This is a genomic window from Clostridium sp. AF15-41, from assembly GCF_003604095.1.
In the GTDB taxonomy this organism is placed as follows: Bacteria; Bacillota; Clostridia; order Lachnospirales; family Lachnospiraceae; genus Coprococcus.
The window spans coordinates 36,492-61,353 of the sequence record NZ_QTMQ01000007.1; the positions used below are offsets into that span (position 1 = coordinate 36,492).

Annotated in this window: 25 protein-coding genes; 15 read left to right on the plus strand and 10 right to left on the minus strand. The window is 41.2% G+C overall.

Features of this window, described 5'->3' with window-relative positions; all coding sequences use genetic code 11:
- Positions 1–44: 44 nt before the first annotated feature.
- Positions 45–740, plus strand: coding sequence for a hypothetical protein (locus DWW43_RS06615; RefSeq protein WP_008401616.1), 696 nt, complete (start codon positions 45–47; stop codon positions 738–740).
- Positions 741–969: 229 nt separating this feature from the next.
- Here the strand turns inward: DWW43_RS06615 and DWW43_RS06620 are convergent, their stop codons facing one another.
- On the minus strand, positions 970–1,299 hold the full coding sequence (locus DWW43_RS06620) for a helix-turn-helix transcriptional regulator (protein ID WP_008401615.1): 330 nt from the start codon (positions 1,297–1,299) through the stop codon (positions 970–972).
- A 146-nt stretch (positions 1,300–1,445) separates the two neighbouring features.
- On the opposite strand from DWW43_RS06620, the gene DWW43_RS06625 reads away from it, so the two are divergent.
- Both DWW43_RS06625 and DWW43_RS06630 read left to right on the plus strand, forming a co-directional pair.
- Complete coding sequence (locus tag DWW43_RS06625) at positions 1,446–2,168, plus strand: TraX family protein (RefSeq protein ID WP_119963090.1); 723 nt, start codon at positions 1,446–1,448, stop codon at positions 2,166–2,168.
- Between the two features lie 39 nt (positions 2,169–2,207).
- Positions 2,208–2,834, plus strand: coding sequence for a class I SAM-dependent methyltransferase (locus DWW43_RS06630; protein ID WP_008401613.1), 627 nt, complete (start codon positions 2,208–2,210; stop codon positions 2,832–2,834).
- 239 nt (positions 2,835–3,073) lie between these two features.
- On the opposite strand, the gene DWW43_RS06635 is transcribed toward DWW43_RS06630, so the two are convergent.
- Entirely contained in the window at positions 3,074–4,342 is a 1,269-nt protein-coding gene (locus DWW43_RS06635) for a transglutaminase domain-containing protein (protein WP_119963091.1), read from the minus strand.
- 215 nt (positions 4,343–4,557) lie between these two features.
- Between DWW43_RS06635 and DWW43_RS06640 the strand changes: the two genes are divergently transcribed.
- The gene (locus DWW43_RS06640) at positions 4,558–4,737 is read left to right on the plus strand and encodes a DUF6472 family protein (protein WP_008400542.1); all 180 of its coding nucleotides are present in this window, start codon (positions 4,558–4,560) and stop codon (positions 4,735–4,737) included.
- A 111-nt stretch (positions 4,738–4,848) separates the two neighbouring features.
- Here the strand turns inward: DWW43_RS06640 and DWW43_RS06645 are convergent, their stop codons facing one another.
- Together DWW43_RS06645 and DWW43_RS06650 are read right to left on the minus strand one after the other, a co-directional pair.
- Positions 4,849–6,723, minus strand: coding sequence for an ABC-F family ATP-binding cassette domain-containing protein (locus DWW43_RS06645; RefSeq protein ID WP_165853032.1), 1,875 nt, complete (start codon positions 6,721–6,723; stop codon positions 4,849–4,851).
- 315 nt (positions 6,724–7,038) lie between these two features.
- Positions 7,039–7,296, minus strand: a complete 258-nt coding sequence (locus DWW43_RS06650; protein ID WP_008400539.1) for an HPr family phosphocarrier protein — start codon at positions 7,294–7,296, stop codon at positions 7,039–7,041.
- 375 nt (positions 7,297–7,671) lie between these two features.
- On the opposite strand from DWW43_RS06650, the gene udp reads away from it, so the two are divergent.
- The 3 genes from udp (at position 7,672) to DWW43_RS06665 (ending at position 9,910) form a co-directional block, all read left to right on the plus strand.
- On the plus strand, positions 7,672–8,448 hold the full coding sequence (gene udp, locus DWW43_RS06655) for a uridine phosphorylase (protein ID WP_008400538.1): 777 nt from the start codon (positions 7,672–7,674) through the stop codon (positions 8,446–8,448).
- 141 nt (positions 8,449–8,589) lie between these two features.
- Complete coding sequence (locus DWW43_RS06660) at positions 8,590–8,841, plus strand: acyl carrier protein (protein ID WP_008400537.1); 252 nt, start codon at positions 8,590–8,592, stop codon at positions 8,839–8,841.
- Positions 8,842–8,863: 22 nt separating this feature from the next.
- Complete coding sequence (locus DWW43_RS06665; protein ID WP_119963093.1) at positions 8,864–9,910, plus strand: hypothetical protein; 1,047 nt, start codon at positions 8,864–8,866, stop codon at positions 9,908–9,910.
- A gap of 242 nt (positions 9,911–10,152) precedes the next feature.
- Here the strand turns inward: DWW43_RS06665 and DWW43_RS06670 are convergent, their stop codons facing one another.
- The 4 genes from DWW43_RS06670 to DWW43_RS06685 all read right to left on the minus strand — a co-directional run bounded on the left by DWW43_RS06670 (position 10,153) and on the right by DWW43_RS06685 (position 13,064).
- Entirely contained in the window at positions 10,153–10,719 is a 567-nt protein-coding gene (locus tag DWW43_RS06670; protein WP_119963094.1) for a hypothetical protein, read from the minus strand.
- Between the two features lie 235 nt (positions 10,720–10,954).
- Entirely contained in the window at positions 10,955–11,917 is a 963-nt protein-coding gene (locus tag DWW43_RS06675; protein WP_119963095.1) for a hypothetical protein, read from the minus strand.
- Complete coding sequence (locus tag DWW43_RS06680; protein ID WP_008400533.1) at positions 11,914–12,141, minus strand: helix-turn-helix transcriptional regulator; 228 nt, start codon at positions 12,139–12,141, stop codon at positions 11,914–11,916. The genes DWW43_RS06675 and DWW43_RS06680 overlap by 4 nt, the downstream gene beginning before the upstream one ends.
- A 14-nt stretch (positions 12,142–12,155) precedes the next feature.
- The gene (locus DWW43_RS06685; RefSeq protein ID WP_119963096.1) at positions 12,156–13,064 is read right to left on the minus strand and encodes a DUF2975 domain-containing protein; all 909 of its coding nucleotides are present in this window, start codon (positions 13,062–13,064) and stop codon (positions 12,156–12,158) included.
- A 282-nt stretch (positions 13,065–13,346) separates the two neighbouring features.
- On the opposite strand from DWW43_RS06685, the gene fliB reads away from it, so the two are divergent.
- The 3 genes from fliB to DWW43_RS06700 all read left to right on the plus strand — a co-directional run bounded on the left by fliB (position 13,347) and on the right by DWW43_RS06700 (position 15,849).
- Positions 13,347–14,429, plus strand: a complete 1,083-nt coding sequence (gene fliB / locus DWW43_RS06690; protein ID WP_119963097.1) for a flagellin lysine-N-methylase — start codon at positions 13,347–13,349, stop codon at positions 14,427–14,429.
- 89 nt (positions 14,430–14,518) lie between these two features.
- Complete coding sequence (locus DWW43_RS06695; RefSeq protein ID WP_119963098.1) at positions 14,519–15,085, plus strand: TIGR00730 family Rossman fold protein; 567 nt, start codon at positions 14,519–14,521, stop codon at positions 15,083–15,085.
- Positions 15,086–15,108: 23 nt separating this feature from the next.
- Positions 15,109–15,849, plus strand: coding sequence for a DNA alkylation repair protein (locus DWW43_RS06700; RefSeq protein ID WP_243104413.1), 741 nt, complete (start codon positions 15,109–15,111; stop codon positions 15,847–15,849).
- Between the two features lie 44 nt (positions 15,850–15,893).
- Here the strand turns inward: DWW43_RS06700 and DWW43_RS06705 are convergent, their stop codons facing one another.
- Positions 15,894–17,174, minus strand: a complete 1,281-nt coding sequence (locus DWW43_RS06705) for an amidohydrolase family protein (RefSeq protein WP_119963132.1) — start codon at positions 17,172–17,174, stop codon at positions 15,894–15,896.
- A gap of 78 nt (positions 17,175–17,252) precedes the next feature.
- On the opposite strand from DWW43_RS06705, the gene DWW43_RS06710 reads away from it, so the two are divergent.
- Positions 17,253–17,540: a carbon-nitrogen hydrolase family protein gene (locus DWW43_RS06710; RefSeq protein WP_243104414.1), complete on the plus strand. Its 288-nt coding sequence runs from the start codon at positions 17,253–17,255 to the stop codon at positions 17,538–17,540.
- 379 nt (positions 17,541–17,919) lie between these two features.
- Here the strand turns inward: DWW43_RS06710 and DWW43_RS06715 are convergent, their stop codons facing one another.
- Positions 17,920–18,456 (minus strand): TetR/AcrR family transcriptional regulator, encoded by a 537-nt coding sequence (locus DWW43_RS06715; protein WP_008400525.1) that lies wholly within the window; start codon positions 18,454–18,456, stop codon positions 17,920–17,922.
- Between the two features lie 143 nt (positions 18,457–18,599).
- On the opposite strand from DWW43_RS06715, the gene glgB reads away from it, so the two are divergent.
- From glgB to DWW43_RS06735, 4 genes are all read left to right on the plus strand, one after another.
- The gene (gene glgB / locus DWW43_RS06720) at positions 18,600–20,501 is read left to right on the plus strand and encodes a 1,4-alpha-glucan branching protein GlgB (RefSeq protein ID WP_279221092.1); all 1,902 of its coding nucleotides are present in this window, start codon (positions 18,600–18,602) and stop codon (positions 20,499–20,501) included.
- A gap of 159 nt (positions 20,502–20,660) precedes the next feature.
- Positions 20,661–22,535 (plus strand): aminopeptidase P family protein, encoded by a 1,875-nt coding sequence (locus DWW43_RS06725; protein WP_119963133.1) that lies wholly within the window; start codon positions 20,661–20,663, stop codon positions 22,533–22,535.
- Positions 22,536–22,699: 164 nt separating this feature from the next.
- A complete protein-coding gene (locus DWW43_RS06730) occupies positions 22,700–24,283 on the plus strand; it encodes a zinc ribbon domain-containing protein (protein ID WP_119963102.1) in 1,584 nt (527 codons plus the stop codon).
- Positions 24,271–24,483 carry a hypothetical protein gene (locus DWW43_RS06735; protein WP_119963103.1) on the plus strand — a complete coding sequence of 71 codons (213 nt, stop codon included), beginning with the start codon at positions 24,271–24,273 and terminating at the stop codon, positions 24,481–24,483. Before DWW43_RS06730 ends, DWW43_RS06735 begins: the two co-directional genes overlap by 13 nt.
- Positions 24,484–24,862: the final 379 nt, after the last annotated feature.

Below are 24,862 nucleotides of genomic sequence, written 5' to 3' on the forward strand. Positions count from 1 at the left end.
ATTGGTGGCAGAGACGCTATAGTATTCTTTTGGAGGGGTATCGTATGGATAATACAGAGTTATTTTTAGACAAATATAAGGAACTTGAGAATGCGGCAATCAATGAATTCAAGCTTCCGCCGGATGGTTCGGCGGTTGCAAAGCTGGAAAAGAGAAGTGAGTTCAAAGATATTCGATTTGAACTTAACTACTGTCGAGAGGTTCGAAATCTTCTGCAGCATAACCAACGCTTGGATGAGGAATTCGCCGTGCAGCCGGGGAAGAAAATGATTGAGCTTCTGGATATGGTTCTGGATCGCATCAAGAATCCTGTACGGTGTATGGATATCGCAGTACCATTTAATGATCTGGTATGGCGATCTCTGGATGATCCGGTTATGCCGGTTATACGGATCATGAATGACAGAAATATTTCCCATGTGCCAATCTTAAAGGATAAAAGAGTGGTGGGAGATTTCAGTGATAACTGTATCTTTCCTTATCTGCTGGGTGATACAAACTGCCACATCGATGAGAAAACTCGGTTTCGAGATCTGCAGGAATATATCGAATTGGAGAAACACCCATCAGAACGCTTCCGATTTGTCGCATATGACGAAAAGGTATCCAATATTAAAAAATACTATGAAGAAAGCAGGAGAGATCATGAACGTATCGGATTGATCTTCCTGACCGAGACAGGACACCCGGACGAACGTCTGCTGGGAATTCTGACTTCATGGTTAATTATAGGAAATTAAAAAGATATCAGGAGCGCAGGGCTACAGCCACAACCAGCCTGATGGTATATTGACGTACTACAATTTCTATTCAATGTGTATTGCCGGTAAATACTTTTGTGCAAACTCGTCCTTCGGATTCAAACATGCACCCGTATATACCGGCAATATGCATTTCATAACGAAATTTTCGTTAATGTCAATATACCATCAGGCTGGTTGCGGCTGTAGCCCCACGCTCCTGATTTTTTTATTCTATAGATGACATATAGATGTTCAGCAGCTTAAGTGCGGTATCCTGCACTTTAGGCGGGCTGTCATTTAACTGCGATAGAATCTCATCTTTATATTCTTGAAATGCCGGCGGTTCTTCTGTCAAAATATCATTTGGCGTTATATGAAGTACGCTGCATATTCTCAGCAAAGTATCAAGTCTCATATTTACATTTCCACGTTCAATATCAGCATAGGTTCGATCTGACAATCCTGCTAATTCAGCAACTTCTATCTGTGTCAAATGTACTTTCTTTCTGAATTGAAGCAGTTTGTTTCCTATCACATGAAAATCGGATATTATCACAGAATTACCTCCTTGTAATCTATATATAGGAATTATACTTCTTATTTAAATTGACAAACAGGAACTATAACTGTATAATGGCAGGAAGAAAAGTTCCTGTATATGTGTAGTATTACAACATATAAGTGAAAAATGCGGAGGAGAAAATGAAAGTAGATGATTTACAAAAGAATACCGGATTGAATGCAAATATTCTGAAACTGATCGCGGTAATAGCCATGGTCATACAGCATGCGACGATTGTGTTCTATCCAACAGAGAACGCACTACATTGGACCTTGTATGCGGTAGGAAGAATAACAGCGCCTGTTATGTGTTTCATGATAGTAGAAGGATACTATCACACATCAAATATCAAAAAGTATTTGATGCGTTTGTTTGTAGCAACCTTGATCTCACATATACCTCATGCACTGGCATTTGGATATTCACCATATGAGTTCTGGAAAGTGACAAGTATTATGTGGTGTCTGTTTTTAGGTTTGCTGGCATTAGTGATATTTAATAAGAAAGAAATACCACTGATCTTAAGACTGTTCGGTGTCGGTATTTGCTGCATTTTGTCATTCCCCGGCAACTTAAATTGCATTATTGTCCTGTGGATAATGGCATTTGGCGTATTCAGAGACAGTAACTGGAAGAAATATACAGCGTTTTTCATCGTTACACTGTGCTATCTTGCAGAATTCTGGGTTATAAGTTCACACGGAATACCATGGATCAGACTGGTATCGTTATTGGCAATCCCATTGTTGCTGATGTACAACGGCAAGCTTGGTAAGAAAAGCAAATGGATACAGTATGGATATTATCTTTTTTACCCGCTTCACCTTTTGGTGTTATACGGTCTGAAGATGTTGATCGGATAAATGGATGATAAATAAAAAGCAAAACAAAGGAGAATTAAAATGAGTAACTATAGTTTTGGAGTGCGCACTAAGAGATGGATCAGATTTTCAATTAACTATATAAAAGAAAGAATGCGTGGTCTCGATTTCAGTATGGTCTATGTCGGAGATATCCAGAAAAATGTAGCAGAATTTCATGGCTACAGTATGACAGATGAGAAAGACATGAAACGTATGCTGAAGGCCATCCCGGTCAATCCAAGTGAATGTTCATTCCTTGATGTAGGATGCGGAAAAGGAATCTGTATGAAATGTGCGGTTGAAAGCGGATATGGCAAGGTTGCCGGTCTGGATCTGGATAAGCACTTGTTAGGTATCGCAAAGAAGAATATGTCTATTTTAAAAATGGATGTAAGATTGATAAATGCAAATGCTGTGGATTTTGACGGATATGCTGATTTCGATGTTTTCTATTTCTACAATCCTTTTGGGAGAAGCGTTTTTGAGCAGGTTATAGAGAAAATCAAGGAAAGTCAGAAGACAAGAAACCGTGATATCTGGATCGCATATTATCATCCGGTATTCAGTGAATTATTTGATAAGGCAGGCTTTGAATTGAAAAATGAAGTAAAAGATAAGACCAGAGATACAACTACAAAATTCTACTATATGCCAAAGTTGAAATAAAAAAGATATCAGGAGCGCAGAGCTATGGTCACAACCAGCCTGATGGTATATTGACGTACTGCAATTTCTATTCAATATATATTGCCGGTAAATACTTTTGTGCAAACTCGTCCTTCGGACTCAGACATGCACTCGTATCTACCGGCAATATGTATTTCATAACAAAATTTTCGTTAATGTCAATATACCATCAGGCTGGTTGTGACCATAGCTTTGCGCTCCTGATATTTTTTTATATATTATGATAATGGTGGACGACGAAGTTCGTTGTCCAGTTCGGACTGATCGATAGCGATCGTCTTTGTATTCTTGATTTTTTCTATACGTCTCTTCCGGCGACGCTTATGGATATGTTTGATCAGAGTGATGATCAATAATAAGATAACACCGATACTGATCAGAACAACAGATAAGCCATAACGATCCAAAATCTTATCAAAAAGATTGTAATTATCTTCCTGCCAGATATTCTCCTGTTCCAGAGTTGACTGGATACTGTTTATACTGTGCATTGTTCCTTTACAGGTTGGGATTCCCGGCAGCCAGTCAGATGCTGGCGTCAGATTCTTTGCCTGTTCACTTGTAATATTGAAATAATCGTAGATCAGGACATTTTTACCGGACGTTGTCTCAGGATCATCATATGCAAGATCGACAATGTACCAGCCATCATCAAGACATACCATGTTCCATGCGTGGGAATTATAGGTTTCAGAATCCTTGTCTTCTTCAGAAGATGATGTCACATTTCCTTCTACATAGATGCATTTAACACCGAGATAGTCCATAACGGCTTTAAATGCTTTAGCATATCCAAATGAAGTCGCACTTTTATGTTTGGAGTTAAATACTCCGTCTACACTGTAGCACCATGAATCTCCGGAGTGAGAAGCTTCGCTTTCCGTATCAAAATAAGTATCATCAATAATTGCATTATGGATCAGATATTCTTTTTGGTAGTCAGGAAGATCTTTATCTAAATTATCTGCATAATTGGAGATGACAATATTTGCATTATTTCGGATAATCTCCCGGGTATTCCCGTTTGCATAATCATCATAGCAGATGATCTGTACTTCATAGCAAACCGAACCGCCATCTAGGGATTTAGCATTGCATTTGAAATCAGGTGACATCCAGAAATACATTGGGTTATCTGCAAGAACTGCATTTACAACACTCTGCATACCGGATGCGCCAATAACTTCCCAGTTTTTACTGGTTACATTAATCGTGAATGCTTTGTAATAATGAGTTTCGCCTGATTCACGATACTCCGCATTCTGATTGGATTCGTGGTAAGCATTGGCTGCTTCTTGTAACTGATTATATACATTTTTGTATGCATCATTGTCAAACCTGTTATAATAATACTTCGTTGTATCAATATCTGCATAGGTATTGGTCTCTTCTGTCGTATCATCCGTTGTATTATCCGCGGCAAGTACGGTCATATTCGGTAATACAAGGATAATTGTCATCAGAAATAGTAGTAATTTCTTTCTCATAAACACACCCCGATCCATATCTTTTACGATGAAAAGATTATAAATTTATACTTTGTCATTTTACCACAGAGTGGAAACTATTACCAGTAAAAAACGCTTTTCTGTAAGCCTGCCCAATAGATTTCGGACTAACGCTTGAAATGGGAATGAAAAATGTGTAATATTGACTAAACATAGAGTAAAAATAATGAGTATGTTACAGAAGGAGTACTGATATGGGAGCATCAAGTTGTGATTTATGTGCACATTACGTGTATGATGATGAAGATGATTTTTCAGAGTGTATGGTGAATATGGATGAGGATGATTATGCCAGATTTATAACCAGTTCATATGAAAGTTGTCCGTATTTCCAGTTGGATGATGAATATAAAGTAGTTCGAAAGCAGATGTAAGAAAAGCACACGTTGGCTGAAGGAGTATATATAAAATATATTATCAGACAATGTGTGCTTTTTATATAAGAATCGGATGCAGTCTGAAATGAGAGAGCGCCTGATCTGTGATCACGCGTGATCCTCCGGCGACTTTTTGAAGGATTCCACCAGATCGGTCAGATATACATATCGATCCATCAGGTGTTCCAGCTTCATTTCAGCCGATTCTTTTTCAGCCATCAAGTGATTCAGCTTTGTAAAATCAGTTGCGGCAGCTGCAATCTCACGATCTAATCCGTCTATCTTTTCTTCGCAGATCATGATATCGTTTTCAATATTGTCATATTCACGCTGCTCATTAAAGGATAATTTGGTCTTTGTGCGTTTTGGTGCAGCTTCTTTTTTGGAAGTATCTGATCTTTCTGTGACTGATGGTGTATTCTTTCGTGAAGCCGTAATATTTGCTTTGCCTGCACATTCAGTGTCACTTACAGATTTCGCTGAATTTGCAAATGAACCATGTTCCAGATAATAATCGGTATAACTTCCTTCGAACTGGTTGATGTGTCCTGTTCCGTCATAGACGAATAAACGTCTGACAACACGATCCAGAAAATAACGGTCATGCGATACAACGATCAGGATACCGGGGAATGAGTCCAGATAATCTTCCAGAATGCAAAGAGTTGATATGTCCAGATCATTGGTAGGCTCATCTAAGATCAGAACATTCGGAGAACCGGCAAGTACTTTTAACAGATAGAGTCTTCGTTTTTCACCACCGGATAATTTACCGATCTTCTGATACTGAAGGGTCGAGTCAAATAAAAATTCTTCGCATAGGGTAGAAGCAGGCATATATCCGTCAATTGTTCGGATGAATTCTGCCTTTTCCTTTACATATTCCAATACACATTTATTATCATCTAAAGGTTCATTCTCCTGAGAGAAATAACCGATATTTACCGTTTCTCCAACCTCGATATAGCCACTGTCCGGTTCCAGAATACCCGTGATCAGTTTCATTAGTGTGGATTTGCCGCAGCCATTTGGACCTGTAATACCGATCCTGTCGGTTCTTAAAAAGTTATATGAAAAATGCTCAATCAACGGATGAGACATTCCCGGAAAACTCTTTGATATGTCGTGCAGCTCGATCGTTTTATTCCCTAGCCGGGTCGTGATCGAATTTAAGGTTACGGATTTATCCATCTCGATCGGTTTCTCGGCGGATAGAACTTCAAATCGCTTAATATGTGCTTTTTGTTTGGTGCCTCTGGCTCTTGCGCCGCGTTGGATCCATGCAAGCTCTTTACGAAGGATTGTCTGGTGTTTTCTCTGAGTGGCCAGAGCGATATTTTCCCGTTCTGCCTTAAGGGCAAGGAAGCCTTCATAGTTTGTTTCATAACGATAGATGTATCCTTTATCGATCTCTGCGATCCGGTTTGTTACACGGTCAAGGAAATATCTGTCATGAGTGACCATGACCAGCGCACCTTTATAATTGTTCAGATATTCTTCCAGGTATTCCGTCATATCGTTGTCCAGATGGTTCGTTGGTTCGTCTAAGACCAGAATATCACAGTTGGACAGCAGAGCGGCAGCAAGTGCAACTTTTTTCTTCTGACCGCCGGAGAGGGTGGAAACCGGAATACCGGTATCGTTAAAGCCGAGCTGATCAAGAATTGCTCTGGCATCACCTTCAATGCTCCATTTATTTTCTTCCGTGCTGTTGGCGGTTATAACATGTTCGTATATTGTTTCATTGTCGTCAAATGTCGGGCTCTGTGGAAGATAATTGACAACAATGTTGTTCCCACGCACTACAAGCCCTGCGTCACAGGTATCTAAGCCTGCGATCATTTTCAATAAGGTTGATTTTCCGGTTCCGTTGATTCCGATTACACCGATCTTATCACCACTGTTGACGGAGAAATCAGCTCCCTTGAAAAGCACTTTATCTGTATACGCCTTGTGGATATTTTTCATAGTTAATAAGTTCATTTGTATTTCCCAAACCATTCTTTATATTTGTTTCTTATAGAATAGACTGTTGATATTATGTGGCAGTACACTACTACTATACTGGAAACTGCACTTATTTTATGATGGTTTCCCGGCTACGTCAATAAGAGTTTTACGCACACTTGCCTCCGTGCGTTTAAAATATATAAAACAGATAAGAGATTATTATTTTACACAAAAAAATGCAGGAAAATGAAAAAAGGATATCCGAATATTGTGACCGGATATCCTTTTTTACGACTGCTCTTATAGCTCCTGTTTGTCGTATATTCCTTTTATTAAATGTAAGTTGCCTTATGCGACTGCTGGTTCAGCAATGAAAGGCTTCAGTGTTGACATATATGAATCGGAAATACCATCATAGAATTTTACGGTTAATTCATCTCTCAGATCGAGACTGATAACACCAAGAATAGATTTTGCATCTACCATATAGTTTTTGTTTGTAGCTGATATATCGACATCGCCATGATATCCTCTCATTACATCTACAAACTGCTTTACTTCATCAACGCTGCTTAATTTTACTTTAATGTCAGTTGATTTAGCCATAAAACTCGCCTCCTTGATTTGTTGAACAATTTATAATCCTTTTTTTTGCTAAAGTCAAATTATGAAAGTGTGAACAAAAAGCAAAATTATTACCAATTTCTAAAATTTTTTAAAGTGAATAGAAATTTCAGCTTAAAGAAATTCAAAAATCGGCATTTTTTAGTTAAGGATATTCATTTATATGTAGTAAAACTGTAATGGTGTTACAAATTGCTATGAAAAATTTGTACAAAATAGGAGAAATTGGTGATTTTGGTGTATATTTTCGGTATAATACAGGTAAATAGCAGTTGATATGTATCTGCTTTTGTACAAATAGCTGTAAAAAAACAGGGATTGATCGGAACAAAAGCAGACAGAAACGGAGGTGGAAGTATGATCTATCAGGAAGAATCAGGACGGGAATATCACATAAAGACCGGGAAGAACGAGATCGGAAAATATGTGATCCTGCCGGGGGATCCGAAGCGGTCAGCGAAGATCGCAGCTTATCTGGATGATGCAAAGCTGGTTGCGGACAACCGGGAATTCGTGACATATACCGGATATCTGGAGGGCGAGAAGGTCAGTGTAACATCGACCGGTATCGGCGGACCATCAGCAGCGATTGCATTGGAGGAACTGGTGCATTGTGGCGCAGATACATTTATAAGGGTTGGAACCTGTGGCGCGATGCAGTTAGATATCATGGGAGGAGATATCGTGGTGGCAACCGGTGCTGTTCGGATGGAGGGTACATCAAAGGAATATGCTCCGATCGAATATCCGGCTGTTGCAAGCTATCCGGTCATTCAGGCACTGACAAAAGCCTGCGAGACGACGGGAGTCCGATACCATACCGGAGTTGTTCAGAGCAAGGATTCCTTCTATGGACAGCATGAGCCGGGAACCAAGCCGGTGTCCTATGAACTGGAAGCCAAATGGGAGGCATGGAAGCGGATGGGTTGTCTGGCGTCCGAGATGGAGTCCGCGGCGTTATTTATCGTAGGGGCTTATCTGGGCGTGAAGGTCGGAGCCTGTTATCTGGTAGTCGGAAATCAGGAGCGGAAAGCAGCGGGACTTGAGAATCCACTGGCATACGATACGGACATGGCAGTAAAGACCGCAGTTGAGGCAGTCCGGCAGTTGATTCTGGATGCAGGGAAAGAATAAAATCTATTAATATAATAAGAAGTTATTGAAAAAAAATGTTAAAACATATACAATGTTTATAACGGTATTTGGTAAATATTAACAAAAAGAACCTGACGATATAATTTTTCGGGTTCCAAAATATCAGATAGGAGGTCAGTAATGGACAGAAAGGATTTGGAAGCAAAGGTTTTACAGGCTGTAGCTTGTGTTATGCCGGAGATTGACATCAGCAAGCTTGACATGACAGCCGAGTTGACAAAAGAATATGGGGTTAATTCTGTATCGATTATTCAGTTGATCGTAGAACTTGAAAATGATTTCAATATTGAATTTCAGGATTCAGAACTCGCATTGGGTTTGTATTATGATATGAATGATGTGGTTGCCGCTGTTGCAGCCAAGTTGAACTAGAGAAGATAAGGGAGGTATAATCATGAGCAATAAAAAGATATTGCCGGTCAGCTACCCAATGATTACATCATGGCAGTGGCATGCAACATTATTCTCAATTCTGGGGGATGACGAAAAGGCTAAGAACTGGATCTTCAGCAATTACATCCAGCTTAGATGTTATAATATTGAGGAGATTTTCACAGGAGATGAGATGCTTCTGGCAGATATGATGCCGGGAAGCAGTTCTTTGAAGGAGTGTCCATATCTTCTGTTCTCACTGATGACAAAAGAGCAGGTAGAGAGCTACTGTGGAGATATCATTAACTTCATTATTAAAACGATCGACCTGAACGGATATGTCTATGGTGTATTTGACGAGGCAAAGATTCTGTGCGATTCCGGTGCAGATTACAAATTCCCACATGAGTTATTTATCTTTGGCTATGATAAGGATAAGGAAGAATTTCATGTTGGTGATTTTACGTTTGGTGAGCATTATTCTTATTCAACTGTATCCTTTGAGGATGTTAAGCGGGGTTACGATATCATAACAGCATCCGAAGATCATATGTTTAAGGATGATTATAAAGGCAGACGTGGTTTATATGTGATCCAGAAGAATACCGCTGAGATGTATTATGATCTGGATGTGGCATATATCAAGGATACATTGATTGAATATCTGGACGCAAAGGATTCCAAGAATCATTTCCGTATGATGAGAAATCGTTTCTCAGATACAGTATTCGGTGTAAATGTATACGATGCAGTATATAAGCAGATCGAAAAGCAGCTTTCAGGAGATGAGCCTGATTTTGATATCCGTGCACTTCACCTGTTATACGATCATAAGGTTCTGATGAATGAACGCCTGAAGTATATGATGGCAAAAGGTGTGTTGGCTTATGATAATGAGATTCTTGACGAGTACATGGAGGTTGTCAACAATATGCTGACAGCAAGAAACCTTCTGATCAAGACATCCATCACAGGAAATGTGAACTGCCTTGATCGTTTTGAGAAGTATATTATGACCGCAAAGGCCAAAGAGATTGAGGTCCTCAACAAGGTTGTCGAGAGACTTTAAAGTAGCAGACGAAAACACCACGGTGTATGTTTAAGGGACGAATTCGGGCCGGGCTTATATCTATTATTACGCAAAACGCTTTCGCTCTATTCCTCGGCGTAGCGGTACATAAGGCTGCGCAAGACGCAGCCTAAGTACCGACGCTCGGAAAGGTTTGCTTCATAATAGTATAAGCCCGGCCCGAGTTCTGTTCCTTGAATATATACCGTGGTGTTTTCTGTTTGTGGCTGAATTGTAGCTAGTTATTTCATAATAGTGAATAGACGGCTTTCTGGAATTAATTCAGCGTCTGATTCAGATATGTATGAATCAAATAAATAACAAACCAGATACAGGGCAGACAATGCAGTCATGGTATTCTTTAAATTGGCTTTTTCATAATTGTATTTTCCGCCTGAATTGATTTCCGTTCGGTTGTGCTTAACGAGATTATAATCTTTCCACCAGCCGTCCGTTTCATTCTCTGTGAAATTTGTAAAAGGAACAAAATTTATTTCGCATATGTCTGCTTTAGTGGAAATTCTCATGTTGTGTAAATTTTTATATTTGTAAAGCAACATATCTAATTTTTGTGGAAAGCTTTTAGGCAAAGCCTTTTCTATAAAAAGATCCCTTCTGATAATTTCATCAAATTTTAAGACCAGTGAGTCAAGCTCACTACATGCCATCATAAATATTTTCGCAAAGTTATTGGAAAAGCATCCATAGTTTTTGCTGTCAATGGTTACATAATCATCCATCTGCAGGAGATCTTTTTCTAATGAGAGATACTGTTTCCAATATAATTTTAAAAAATCTTTATGTAACATTATTTATCCTCCTTTCTGAATTTTATGTTTATGCTATGAATGATATCATAATTCAGGGATAAAATATAGCCGGCTGTTCGGCAACAGATATTTTCATGAAGCAAGCCTATTCAAATGTCGGTTCTTAGCGATCCACGGAAGTGGGAGCTTAGTACCGTTACATGAGAATAGAGCGGGAGCGTCTTGCGGAATGAAAAGTATCTGAGCCGGACAGTCGGCTATATTTTTCGCCCATCTATTTCACTATATGGATCTCTGAAGGCTGATAGTAAAAGCTGTCGGTTGCGATATAGCGGTTGCGGTAGTCAGGATCTGTGGTTTCTGCGTCATCATCCGTATGAGCAAGGACATCGTAGGATACGATGCCTTTGGTGGACACTTCCTTTATGAGCAGATAGGAAGCACCTTTTAAGGATATTGGTTCATCGGTGAGGGTGGCTGCTTTTTGTGTGTCGCTCCAAAGTACGGTATTGTCATCGGACATACCATAGAAGGTGTAGCTGTCTACAGGATCAGAAATGGATCGTACCATAAGGGAGATCGTATTCGTTGTAGTGGCATTGGAATCGATGCTCGATTCTGTGTAGCTTTCAGAGAAGGTTTGAGTCGTTGATTCGCCTTCGCTCATGATTGAAACAGGAGAGCCGGGTGTTATAAAGAGATCACCATTTTCTTTCTGATAGATTAGATTCAGATAGATATAATAAAGATCTGAATCTGTGGAATAATCTGTTTTGTCCGGATCAACATAGAGAGTGCCGGAAAGGGATAAGGAAGCTTCTGTGGTACCATCGGGTGGATACATATAATTGCTTTGACCGATTAGTGTATGGGATGAAGACTCATAGGAGGTAGTGCTCGTTCCATCGGAACCGGAAATGTTTATAGATGGTTCAGCCATCATATCGGAACAGAACGAATAATAAAAATTTCCTTCTTCTTTGGATACATCAACTTTAATTGCAGCCAGATAGCAGCCGGAGATATCGGGATTATCCGGTTTGAAAGTATCTGTTTTCTGATCATATGTGCAGGAAATCGGTTCTTCCTGATCATCCAGAGGTGTTGCTGTACAATAGATACCAACCAGATGCTTGGTAACTGCAGATGGGGTATTTTCTTTCTTTGCAAGCTGACAGCCGGAAAGGACAGTCAGAACTAAAAGGGTCAGTATACTTATAGATAAAAATTTCTTCATGCTTCTTCCTCCTCATCAAGATTTCCGTCAAATGACAGGATATCGCCTACATCACAGTGCAGGTAGTAACATATTTTATTGATGGTTGTAAATCGGACACCTTTTGCTTTCCCGCTTCGCAAAATGGAAAGATTTGCTTCGGTTATGCCGATCTTTTTGCATAATTCTTTGGAAGTCATATTATTTTCTTTTAAGACTTTTTCCAGATTGATCTTAATTGCCATATGAAACCTCCGTGTTAAATGAATGCTTCATTTTCTTCTTCCAGCGTGTGTGCTGTCTCGAATTTCTTTGCAAGGATAAATGCCGTTACGGTCAGAAGGATCTCTAAAATAGGAAGAGGTACGGTAAAGGTCGTATCTGAAAGTGACGGAAGCATAAGAAGCTGCAGGATGTTCCGAGCAACTTCAAGCACTGCCGTAATGCAGAGAACTCTTACACACAGATGGGAGAGTGCCCCTGCATCCCGGATCGTCTGATCGGAGAAATGACTGTCTTTCAGAGAACGGCACAGCCGGAAGGATGCGATCAATACCCAGATGAATAACAGGGATGGAACCAGGTCGCAGAGGAGTAACGGAATGCGGTCAGGCTGAAATGATCCCATGCTGCCATTATCAAGCATAACAGCACCATCTTCTGATGATATGATCCGGGAATACAGGTCAGAACCTGTTTGATCTGCAGAAGCCCATAGTTTTGGAAGCTTTATGAAACAGATATTAATGATTGATATGATCATTACAAGAATGATGAAAACCTGTGCGATCTTTGCCAGATTGATCTCATTTGCATGCCGGATCATGGCAAGAACCCGGAGAATGATGTAACAGATAAAGATTGACCACAGGGTTGTCGATATTGCCAGATCGATCATAGGTATCGAATAACGAAAATAGGGGGCCATAAGCCCCGGATTTATCATCAGGTAAATGCCGATAAAGAGGACAACGGAGCATACGAGTAACAGATAGTCTGCACGGATCTTCTTTTTCCTCAGACAAAGAAGTAGAAATGCGATTGCCGGGAGACAGCAGATAATGATATAAAGTATGATCGCGATACAGTTACCGGAGCTTCCGGATAATGAAAGCTTTCGAAGCCATACTGCGATCCATTCAAACGGAGTTGTAAAAATCTGATTCATGGTTATATCCTTTCTGATAGCTAATTTTATCTAAAAATTATCGAAAAACAATAATTACAGTTTCAAAATATCATTAAAATTATCGTTTGTCAATAATTTCTCTGGATTGCGAGCTTGATTCATTTATGCAGGTCTAATATAATAGGAATTGCCGTGTTCAGGTTTCGTATCATTTGTTTGAAGGATAGATAAAATGGTCGTTGGCATTTCAACACTGACATAAGGGAACATGGGAGAGTAACATTCTCAGTGACGATAAATAAATGTTTGTGAGGCAGAGATATGATTTATTCTTATCCGGATTATTATAAAAAGTTTAGATGTATAGCGGACAAATGCCCGGACACCTGCTGTTCTGACTGGCAGATCGTGATCGATGATGAATCACTGGAAAAATATCGGAATTACGCAGGAGAATACAGGCAGACACTTCACCGGAATATACAGTGGGAAGAAGGCGTATTCGGACATAACCGGAAGGGCAAATGTGCATTTTTGCGGGATGATGGACTGTGCGACATGTATAAGCATATGGGAAAAGACAGCTTATGCACGACTTGTCGGGAATATCCAAGGCATACGGAAGAATTTGAAAATATAAGAGAGATTTCATTATCGCTTTCCTGCCCGGAGGTGGCAAGGATATTGATGCAGAAGACAGATCCGGTAACATTTGTCTGTGAAGAAGACGATGAGGAAGAAGTATTTGAGGATTATGATTATTTCCTGTTTTCCAATCTTGAGGATATCCGGGAGGAGATTTTGAAGATTACCCAGAACCGGGAAGAAAGTCTGAAAGCAAGGATCAGAAAAGTATTGCAGATCGGTGCTTCCGCACAGAGACATTATGAAGAAGGGGATCTGATCGACTGGGATGAATGTGAGGATACAGATAAAGTCTGCGTGAAAGATGAATATGAACTGTTCCGGAAGCATATGAGATTCCTGTCAGAGGAGCTGGAGCTGTTATATCAGGACTGGGATGATGTGCTGGTGGAATCCGAAGTGCTTTTGTTTGATTTGGGGGAATCCGGTTTCACAGAGAATAAGAAACGATTTCTGTCATGGTGGGGAAACAGCAGCCTGCCTTCACTTGAGATCGTGCTGGAGCAGATCGTTGTTTATTTTATCTCGATCTATTTGTTAGGTGCGGTCTATGATGGGAATATTCTTGGTAAAATAGATTCCGCGGTGGGTCATGTGACAGTAATCTTCCTACTGCTTCTCGCCAGATGGATAAAGTGCAGTGAGAAGTTAGAGATGGCTGATCTGATCGAACTGGTGTACCGGTATTCCAGAGAGATCGAACATTCGGATGAGAATCTCGACCGGGTGGAAGAACTGGACTGGTTTATAAGAATATAATTTGAATTTCAGTGAACTCTATAGCATACTATAGGATAAGGTTGCTCACAGAGCGATGAACAGTGATAAAAGGAAAATGGAGTAACAGTATGAATATATGTATATTTGGTGCATCCAGCAATGACATTGATCAGGCATACATGGATGCGGTTTTTAATCTTGGAAAGAAGCTGGCAGAGAGAGGACACACATTAGTATTTGGTGCGGGTGCAAGAGGACTTATGGGGGCTTCCGCCAGAGGAGCAAGTGCCGGAAACGGTGAGATCGTTGGCGTTGCACCGACATTTTTTAATGTGGATGGTATCATCTATGACAAATGTACAGAGCTGATCCGGACAGAGACGATGCGTGAGCGGAAACAGATCATGGAGGATCGGAGTGATGCATTTATCATGGTGCCGGGTGGAATCGGAACATTTGAGGAATTTTTTGAAGTGCTGACTTTAAAGCAGCTTGGACGACATGGCAAGGCGATCATTGTCTATAACCAGGATGGATTCTTTAATTCCTTGTTTCAGATGATGGATGAATGTGTCGAGAAGGGTTTTATGAATCATGTAACAAACGAGATCTATCAGGTGATGACAGATATAGATGAGATCCTTTCTTATCTGGATGGCTATACACCGGAGGTTGGCAAGGTGTTTAAATTCTAAACGATATGGGTGCAGGAGGAAAAATGGGAGATACGAATGAATATACAGTTCACGATCTGGTACGGGATGAGTTGTATAAAAATATGGATGTTGAATATGGAAAATTTACAGCAAGTCTGTCACCGAGAGCAGGAAATATCATCGGCGTTCGGATTCCGGTGCTGCGCAAAATGGCGAAAGAGATCGCGTCTGTAAACTGGAAGGAGTATCTGGATGGTGCAAGGGATGATACCTTTGAAGAAGTCATGCTACAGGGCATCGTGCTTGGCTATGCCAGAGGAAAGATCGACGACATTCTCACATACATGGGACGGTTCATACCAAAGATCGATGACTGGTCGATCTGCGATACCTGCTGTAATACCTTTAAGATTGCAAACCAGTATCAGCAGGAAGTGTGGGATTTCCTGATGCCATATCTGGACGAGCAGGGAGTAATCGATGGTAAGCCTGCTAACGAGAGAAATCGTGAGTTTGAACTGCGGTTTGTAGCAGTTATGATGTTGAATTATTATCTGAATGATGCCTATATTGATAAGGTGTTATATGCATACGATCATATGAAGAATGATGGCTATTATCTGAAAATGGGTGTTGCATGGGGACTTGCAGAAGCTTATGTAAAATGTCCGGAGCAGACAAAGTCATTTTTAGATAACAACCATCTGGATGATTTCACGTTTAACAAAGCAATCCAGAAGATGCAGGAATCCTTCCGTATCACACCGGAGGAAAAAGCTGCGCTCAAGGCAATGAAGCGGTAGAGTATAGGTCAAAATATTTGAGGAATGATTAGAAATCATATGCTCTATAGGAATTTGTCCAGCTCGGCTTCTACCTGTTTTCTTTTCCTGATTTTTGGATGATCGATGATCGTACCGCCTGTGACAACCATTTCCAGATTGCGTAGAGCACGCAGATCTTCCAGAGGATTCTTTGCGGTAACGATCATATCCGCCATTTTTCCTTTTTCAATAGAGCCGGTGATATCACCGATTCCTGCAAGTTCCGCACTTCTTCCGGTTACTGTATAGATGGCAAAGGAGTTTGATACTCCGACATATTTGTGGAAGTAATAAAGCTCACGCCAGAAATCGTACTGCGTGATCCAAGGGCAGCCAACGTCATTACCAAGGACAACCGGAATGTCATTTGCAAGGGCAGCTTTGGAGCAGTCAATGATGCCTTCAAAAACAACATTTCCGTTGTATTGTTCTACCTCTGTTGCATTCGTAATGGAACGGTCGAATAATGCATATGGAAGAGCCGGGGAGATCGTCGTACACAGAAAGGCGCCGCGTTCTTTGAACAGACGGATCATATCATCATCCAGCTTTGCACCATGTTCGATCGAATCAACTCCGTTTTCGAGAGCAATACGAACGCCCTCCGGAGATTCCACATGAGCAGATACAATGTAGCCGTCTGCATGCGCCTTATCGCAGACTGCACGAACCATTTCCGGTGCCATTTTCAATTCTCCCGGTACACCTTTTCCTTTTGCATCCAGTACGCCGCCGGTAATCATAAGTTTGATCAGATCGACGTTTTCTTTCTCGGATTTTTCAAGATGTTTTAAAGCATCCGTGGTTGTGGCTGCAGCGATCGCAACCGATCCTGCCATGTGTCCGCCCGGAACCGAGATGCCCTGATTGGCAGCCAGAATACGAGGACCGACTTTTTTTCCGGCTTTGATCTCATCACGCAGACGGGTGTCGAAATCACCGAGTCCACCCACGGTTCGGATGGTCGTGACACCGCTTAACAGTTCATCGCGTGCAAATCCTGCTACCATGTTATAAGCGATCGCACGAATCAAAGAGGAGCCCATGATGGTATTGACCAGCTTCTCATTGTCACGCTGTTTTTTCTGAGGCTTACCGTTTCCTGCCAGATGCACATGCATATTGATCAGTCCGGGCAGGATATAATGTCCGTGCAGATCAATGACTGTATAATCATGAAGATCAGTTGTGTCCGGTACGATGTCTGTAATTTTTTCTTCCTGTACCAGAATACAGAGCCCTTCCTGTATCTTCATATCTTTTGTTCCGTTCAAGATTTTTCCGTTTGTAAATGCGTAATTCATAATCATTCCCCATTTCCAAGAAATTGTTATTTTAAATATACAATAGCATGTGTGGGTTGGCAAGGTGCGGTTCTTATTTTGATCCCGACAGTTAATACAAAGGCAGAAACTTCCGAGATGTTTGAGTGGGAGCTGCGGGTTCAGGCATTTCAGAACAGTGTTATGCCTGCTATGTGTAATCGTGTCGGGGCAGAGGATGAGATGCACTTTTCCGGAGAATCGATCGTGGTTGATGCGCATGGAAATGTTCTTACAAAAGCTGATGATACAGAGCAGATCGTATATGTAGACGCAGATCTGTCAACCGTAAAAAAGATACGGGCATCAAAGCCGTATACACAGCTCAGACGCCAGGAGTTTTATTAGAAATATTAGATACAAACAAGTGGATAATAAGGATAACATATGGTATTAAGTATTAGTTTATTCAGACTGTTCTGTATTGCAATTTGATTGAAGAGTGGTGTTTAATATGGCAGGTAAAACAGCAAATGTTACAGCAATAATACAACCAGATGTAAAGAAATCGACGGAGACAATTTTAGAAAAATTAGTTTAATTTCATAAGACAGATAGAGAATTGCCACCAGTATATATACTATTATGAAGCAAACCTTTTTTCACGTCAGTCCTTAACGATCTGTCGAATGGCAGGGAGTTTAGTACTGTTACGTGAAAATAGAACGCAAGTGCTTTGCGGAATAATAGGCGTATATACTGGTGGCAGCTCTTTATCGTTAATATATTAAGAATGGTCGGCAATCCTTCCGATGGTATCGGCAAGAATCTCGATCACCTGCTCGGTATCTTCTTCCTTATATTTTAAGAAAGTATGTACGCTTCCTTGAATCAGCAGAGAAATTGTGATATTTTTCTCCAGATTGTCTTTGAATTCCGGGTGCGTGATAAAGATCAGTTCCTTAATGCGGGCTTCCAGTTTGTTGGTGAGCACGCCACAGCTTCTGTCATCATCCGGGAAAAGAATGTTGAACAGATGTCCCTGTGTGATAAATGCGGTACAGAGCAGTCTGGCTGCGGCAGCCGGATCTGTGATGATAAGATCCGGATTTGGAATGTCTGCAACCAGTGACGTGATCGCGTCATTTTCCAGATATTCCGATAGATCGTAGATATCTTTAAAATGAAGATAAAATGTCTGTTTGCTGATATTTGCTTTCTGGGTCAGCTCCCGGATCGTAATCTTTTCGAGCGGTTTCGCCGCACGTAATTCTATAAAAGCACTGAAAATGCTGTTCTTGGTTTTCTGTATTCTTAAATCCATTGCGATCTCCTGATTTACTATTTGTTGACTATGGTCAATAAATTGACGTTATTCAATTATTGGCTATGGTGTCAGCTTTTGTAATCTCATATAATAAACATGTCTATTTTAATCTATAAATTTACTATAGTCAATAAAGAAACATCTATTGTACAAATACAAAGGAGAATGACATGGATATTTACGAATTTTATTCCGGAAGAAGTTTTGATGCATATAGAGAACTGGGGGCGCATGTGAAGAAAGAGGTCACAGGAAAGAAGACAGTTGTCAGTGGTGTGGAATTTGTCACATATGCACCGAATGCACTGGGGGTAAATGTGATTGGTGAATTCAACGACTGGAACGAGACGGTCATGGAACGCTGTTATGACGGCAGCTTTTTCAAGGTATTTGTGCCGGAAGCAAGACCGGGCATGATGTATAAGTATAAGATCTATCACAGAGACGGCAGCAGCATGGAGCATTGTGATCCGTATGGCTTCGGCATGGAGCTGCGTCCGGCATTTGCATCCATTATCCGAGATATGGATACTTATCGTTTCCATGATGCCAAATGGATGAAGAACCGTAGTGTATGTCAGGGCAGTCCGCTTAACATCTATGAAGTTCATCTGGGTTCCTGGCGCACAAAACCGGTCTTTGATGAACAGGGAAATCCGCTGACATCGGAGGAGATCGCAGAGAGCAACCGGGTAGCGGAGAGCTGGTATACCTATAAGGAGATCGCTCCGATGCTTGCGGAATATGTGAAAGAGCAGGGATATAATTATGTAGAGTTCATGCCGCTCTCCGAGCATCCGTCCGATCAGTCCTGGGGTTATCAGAATACCGGATTTTTCAGTCCGACATCCAGATATGGAACAGCAGATGACCTGAAGGAAATGATCGATATTCTGCATCAGCATAATATTGGCGCAATTCTTGATTTTGTTCCGGTTCATTTCGCACTTGATGGCTATGGACTTGCCAGATATGATGGCACGGCATTGTATGAATATCCAAGCAACGATGTGGGATACAGTGAGTGGGGAAGCATGAACTTCATTCATTCCAAAGGAGAAGTGCGGAGTTTCTTACAGTCTGCGGCGAATTACTGGCTGTCAGAGTATCATTTTGACGGACTTCGTATGGATGCGATCAGCCGTATCATCTACTGGATGGGCGATGAGAGCCGTGGTGTAAATGACCGGGCGGTTGATTTTATCCGGAATATGAATCAGGGGTTAAAGGATCGTCATCCTTCGATCATCCTGTGTGCCGAAGACTCGACAGACTTTAAGGGTACAACGAAAGAAACAAAATATGGTGGACTGGGCTTTGATTACAAATGGGATATGGGCTGGATGAATGATATACTGAATTTCTTCCGTACACTTCCATTTGTCCGCGGCGAGCATTATCATGACCTGACATTCTCGATGATGTATAACTATAACGAACGGTATCTGCTTCCTTTGTCACACGATGAGGTTGTACATGGAAAGGCAACGATCATTCAGAAGATGGCGGGTATGTATGAAGAAAAGTTCCCACAGGCAAAGGCGTTATATGCTTATATGTATGCGCATCCGGGCAAGAAGCTGAACTTTATGGGAAATGAGATCGGACAGTTCCGCGAGTGGGATGAGAAGCGCGGGCAGGACTGGGATCTTTTGAAATATCCGAACCATGATTCCTTCCACCAGTACATGAAAGCACTGAATAAGATTTATATGAAAGAGCCGGCATTATCTGCATGGGATGATGATCCGAACGGATTTGCATGGATCCTTTGCGGTAAGGAAAATGATGTTGTCTATATCTTTCAGCGTGAAGTAAATGAAGATAAGGTGATTGTTGTATTAAACCTGTCGGGACTTATATATAAAAATTATCACTTTAATTATGGAAATGGTGATACAATGAAGGTACTGATCAACAGTGACTGGAATAAATTTGGGGGAAGCACAAAAGATACAGAAAAGACGATCAAAGGTGTAAATGGAGATTTCGGATTTGACCTTCCGGCATTTTCCGGCATTTACCTGAAACCGGTCGATTAGATATTCGTGAACGGTCATGTGTATGCCTGGATATTTTGATATTAGTAATCGGAAACGTTAGACAGAGATATGGTTTTGACCGTTGCAAATATACAGAACATTGTTTGAACACTTAAAAAATGATCTGAATATATAGAACATGAGAAGGTGAATATGAATATGATGACGACAATAGAGAAGCTGGCAGGGCTGCGTGAGAAAATGAATGAAACAGGTGTAGATGCTTATGTGATCACAACAGATGACTTTCATGCGTCCGAATATGTTGGAGCATATTTCAGGGAAAGAGAATATATGTCCGGGTTTACAGGATCTGCCGGAACACTGGTTGTGCTCCCTGATACGGCGGCATTGTTTACAGATGGACGGTATTTCATTCAGGCGGAAGCACAGCTTGCAGGCAGTACGATCGAACTGATGAAGAGTGGACAGCCGAGCGTTCCAACGATCGAGGAATATTTGTATGACCATCTGGAACCGGAAAAGGTTGTAGGCTTTGACGGAAGAACCGTCAGTCTGGATTTTGCTGACAGGATGCTTGGCAAACTGGGCGATAAAAAGGTCACTTTAAATGGTGAACTGGATTTGGTCGATGAACTCTGGGCGGACAGACCGGAGCTGTCACATGAGCCGGTATTTGAATTACCATTTTCATACACAGGTGAAACCCGTGCGGATAAGCTTGCGCGTGTCAGAGCGTCAATAAGATCCGCAGGCGCGGATGTCCGGGTGATCTCTGCGCTGGACGAGATCGCGTGGCTTCTGAATCTGCGGGGCAATGATATAGACTGTAATCCGGTATTCCTGTCATATATGCTGATCGCAGATGAAGCCTGCCGTTTATATATCAATGATGCGATTTTAAACAATGAAATCATCCGCAAACTTGTCGTTGATGGAATTACGATTTATCCGTATAATGAAATCTATACGGATCTGAAGCGGTTGCCGGGGATTATTCATACGCATAAACAGGCAGAGCAGATGACGATATTGCTGGATGGCTGCCAGACCAATTACAGATTAAGAAGTTGTATACCGGATGGTATATCAGTGGTCGATGAACCGTCTGCGGTTCAGTTGATGAAGGCACAGAAGAATTCAGTAGAGTGTGAAAATGAACGGAATGTGCATATCAAGGATGGAGTTGCTGTAACGAAATTTATCTACTGGCTCAAGCATCATATCGGAACAGAGACAATCACGGAGCTTTCGGCAGCAGAGAAACTGGAATCCTTCCGAAAAGAGCAGAAGGGTTATCTGGAGCCGAGCTTTGATACGATAGCTGCATATGGTCCACATGGCGCGATCGTACATTATGAACCGACTGAGGAGACAAATGTCGAACTAAAACCGGAGAGCTTCTTATTAGTAGACAGTGGCGGTCATTACATGGAGGGAACGACTGATATCACCAGAACAATCACGCTCGGAACTCTGACAGAGGAAGAGAAATGGGCATATACACTGGTGCTGATCGGACATCTGAATCTGGCAGCAGCAAGATTTAAGCATGGAACGCGTGGTGAGAATCTCGATTATCTGGCGCGTGAACCACTGTGGCGGTATGGCCTGGATTTCAATCACGGCACCGGTCATGGAGTCGGATATCTGTTAAATGTACACGAAGGACCAAACAGGATACACTTCCGAATCATGGAAGAACGCAGACCGACAGCAGTATTCGAAGAAGGTATGATCACATCAGATGAACCGGGCTTATATATAGAAGGAAGGTTTGGCATCCGTCATGAGAATCTGGTTCTTTGTAAGAAAGCAGGGAAACCGACAGGCAAGCTTCCGGAGGTATTCTTGAAAGAAGCGGAAGCAAATGGAACATTTCTGGAATTTGAAACGCTGACCTGGGTTCCATTTGACACCGAAGCTTTGATACCGGAACTGATGACAGATCGTGAGCTCCAACGATTGAATGAATATCACAAGAATGTGTATGAGAAGATTGCCCCACATCTGACGGAGGAAGAACGTATATGGCTGGAGCAGGCAACGAGTCCTGTATCGAAAAAATATTAATTAAATTAAAGATAAATCGAGTATTTATGGAAACTTTTAACATGACGCGGATTATATGGGAACTAGATTCCTTGCTGGGAAATGGTGAAAGCGTGCATGAAAGGATAACAGAAACATCTTAAAATATCATAATAAAATTTGATGAATTTCAAGGGGAGAAACATATGATCTATAAGTGTGAGGCATGCGGGGGTGTGCTGGTATATGATCCGGATCTCGGAAAAATGAAATGTACACAATGTGGTCAGACAAGCGAACGCAGATTCCATATGAAGTTAAAGGAAGTAGATCCGGATACAGAGAAAAAAGAAGACGGAAAACGATCATTTGATGATCTGTGGTTTGGTCTTGATAAAGATCAGAAGTGGCATGGAGAGAAGGAAATCCAGATCAATCCTGACTGGGATGCAGATCTGTTGGCATTTGAGATGCAGAATAACAGACCGGAAGATATATCGGCTGTATCAAAACAGATGGAAACAGAGGAAATGGCAGGAAAAACAGAGCAGCAGGTACAAGATGCTGCTTATGCAGATGACCGGAAAGGGACACAGAGGGAACGACTGATGTCGGTTCAGATATTCCGCTGTACTTCCTGCGGAGCACAGATTATGATCCATGGAAACGAGCGGGCAACTTTTTGTTCGTTTTGTGGACAGCCGACGGTTATATTTGACCGTGAATCGAAGGAAGTATGGCCGGATTATATCATTCCATTTTCCGTAACGGAACAGCAGGCAGTGGATGCGATCAAAGAGAGATTTGGTACAGGCAGATATGTGCCAAGAGAGATCAAGCATCCGAAGATTGACAAGATCCGTGGAATCTATATTCCATATTGGCTGTATACAGCATATATGAGAAAAAAGGCCAATCTGCATTTAGTATCAAGTGATGAAGAGAAGAAAGAGCCGACAAATATCTTTAATGCCGGAACGAATAGAAACCAATCCTTTTATTCGATGCTGCAGACAACGAAGAAGGTAGGTATGTATCCGGGATCATTTCAGAATCAGAAATATGAATCAGAGAAGAGAAGCTTTTCTGCGGGGATAAATCAAAGAACCGATATGTATGCAGATGCATATGGTAATTTTGACCGGGTTACATTTGATGCATCCAGAAAATTAGATGATCGGCTATCCGGCCGACTGGAACCATATCATATGGAAGCATTAAAGCCTTTTGATCCATCTTACCTGTCGGGATTCTATGCAGATCGATATGATGTACCATCCAGAGAAGCGGCACCGGAGATTCATCAGAAAATCAGTGCTGCGATGGATAAAGCGATGATAGAAGATACAGGAACGACTTACATAGAGAAGAGCATTGAACAGTACAGTGTGGATAAAATTGAGTATGCACTCCTTCCTGCATGGTTCATGACCTTCTGGTATAAACATGAGCTTTATACGATTCTGGTAAATGGGCAGACTGGAAAGGTAGTTGGAAATATTCCGGTCAATAAGCGGAGCTTTATCTCGGATGCTGTGATACTTGGGGTGATATGCTGTACAATTGGGGTGATTTTATTTACCGAAGTGAATCAGGGAATTATAAGTGGTTATGGATTTTTTTCTGAATTTGGCGGACATTTTGTTGTGTTGCCTTTTGTACTGGCAGCAGGTTTTTTTACCAAAAATCTCCGTAAATATAGAAAGTATAAGCATGATAAAGAACGACTGACCTCCGATACAACGAAGGAATATGTAAAAGAAAGGCAGGATAAGACATGGATACGATAAATATTTTTTTGTCCGTATGGAAACTATTTTCTGTTATACAAGGGCTCGTCTGTGGCGGTCTGGTTGCAGCAGGCATACTGTTATCATGGATGCTTCGCTCCAATCTTCATGGTGAGACGGAGACAGAGAAGGAATTTGCCAGGCAGCACAAAATCTCCTACTACCAGATTGACCAGGGCCACAAGATTTTATTCTTTTGATTAATAAGAGGGAAAATCCTGCATATTTGTGGGGGGGAATATCTTGAATATCAGCTACAATGCCGCACTGGCTTCTTTGTTTGAAAGATACGCTTTTTTCTTATTCGATACATATGCCTAATCTGCTCATGCTCCTGTGCAAACTCGCTCTTCGAGCTAAGACATGCACCCGCATTCGCCGGCAATATGTATCTCATAACAGAAAAAAGCCGGATATCTTATCAAACAAGGAAGCCAGTGCAGCATTGCAGCTGATATCCGAGAAATTTTGTATCTTACAAATATGCAGGATTTTCTGCATATATTGGTAGAAGAATAAAACGTGGAATATAGGCAATTCCTGTATATGGGTGCGGCTGGTTGTAGAAACTAATATATG